The sequence below is a fragment of the Microcystis sp. M53598_WE2 genome, assembly GCF_030067735.1.
GTDB classification, from domain to species: Bacteria; Cyanobacteriota; Cyanobacteriia; order Cyanobacteriales; family Microcystaceae; genus Microcystis; species Microcystis aeruginosa.
In genome coordinates, this window is sequence record NZ_JASJFE010001070.1 from 1 (window position 1) to 1,244 (window position 1,244).

Annotated in this window: 2 protein-coding genes; both read right to left on the reverse strand. The window is 40.5% G+C overall.

Annotation, left to right across the window (positions count from 1 at the left end; all coding sequences use genetic code 11):
- Positions 1-125 precede the first annotated feature (125 nt).
- Positions 126-446 (reverse strand): cupin domain-containing protein, encoded by a 321-nt coding sequence (locus tag PX636_RS21825; protein ID WP_004266823.1) that lies wholly within the window; start codon positions 444-446, stop codon positions 126-128.
- Positions 446-1,018, reverse strand: coding sequence for a shikimate kinase (locus tag PX636_RS21830; protein WP_288118861.1), 573 nt, complete (start codon positions 1,016-1,018; stop codon positions 446-448). Before PX636_RS21830 ends, PX636_RS21825 begins: the two co-directional genes overlap by 1 nt.
- Positions 1,019-1,244: the final 226 nt, after the last annotated feature.

Genomic DNA, 1,244 nt, shown 5'->3' on the forward strand with positions numbered 1-1,244 from the left:
GCTTCGATCTCTCCTTAATACTAGGGTTGATTCATAGTAGGGTTGATTCATAGTAGGGTTGATTCATGAATCAACCCTACCTTGATAAGGGGGGTGTCTGACAACTTTTAACACCTACCTACTTACTAGCGATAATGGATAGCTAACCAAATACAAGGGGGATTATTGCTAGTAAATTCGACGCGATGTTTTTGGTGAGGAGGAATCAGCAGATAATCCCCTGCTTGCAGATTAACTTGGCTGCCATCCTCATAACTAATCTCAGCGAATCCCTGTAATAAAATCACCCATTCAAACTCAGATTGATCGTACCATTGACCCCGGGGAGTGGTTTGACCGGTGGAAATAATTCTTTCCAGACGAATAGCCTGACTTTGGGCCAAAATTTCCAGAATTTCTCGGTCAGGAATTAGTTCAGGTAAATCAAAAATTGAAGCTGCTATCATTAGTTATGATCCCTTTCTGGATGAAAATCTTTAATCACCGTCGGTATTGCTGTTAAAATTTTCTCAACGATATCAGTAGGTGTATCTAGGTCAGAAACAACAATCCGAAGATCTGCTTCTGCATAAAGTCCTCGTCTTTGTTCTAATAATAATTCCAGTTTACTTTCTAAATCAGTGGACTGAAGCAAGGGACGAGAGGTATCTTTTTTTAAACGTTTAACCAAGATTTCTAGGGGAACATCTAACCAAATCATTAAACCGTGACGAAGATAACTCCAATTCATCGGTTTTAAAACCATCCCTCCCCCGGTGGCAATCACAGTTTTAGTCAGAGAGGATAATTCGGCTAAAACTTGGGTTTCTAACTCCCGAAAAGTCGCTTCTCCCTCGTCGGCAAAAATTTCCCTGATTTTCTTTCCCGCGACCCTTTCTATTAATATATCTGTATCAAAAAAACGATATTGTAACCGTCGGGAAAGCAACTCTCCCAGGGTGGATTTGCCAGATCCCATCATTCCTAGCAAAAAAACACTTAATCCCCGTAAGGAGTTAAAATCCGTTGAATTGTCCATAGTTAAAATTTAGCTGAATGTAGTCCTCGCTACTAAGGGACGATGTTTTGATAAGCATTTGGGATTGACACTCCCATCGCTAAAAGCGAGGGATTCTTGGTTCACTGACTCAAGTTGTCTTAGCAGGTATTTCTACCAACCAAAATAGAGCTTAAATCTCCCCAAGCGTTTAGGTCTAACGACCAGCTTCCGATATGCCCTATCGTAGCTTTTTTGAGTATATTTA

Bases quoted from the DNA above. Each gene is read 5' to 3' on its own strand.
- PX636_RS21825 (WP_004266823.1), bottom strand. From the start codon at position 446: ATGATAGCAGCTTCAATTTTTGATTTACCTGAACTAATTCCTGACCGA.
- PX636_RS21830 (WP_288118861.1), bottom strand. From the start codon at position 1,018: ATGGACAATTCAACGGATTTTAACTCCTTACGGGGATTAAGTGTTTTT.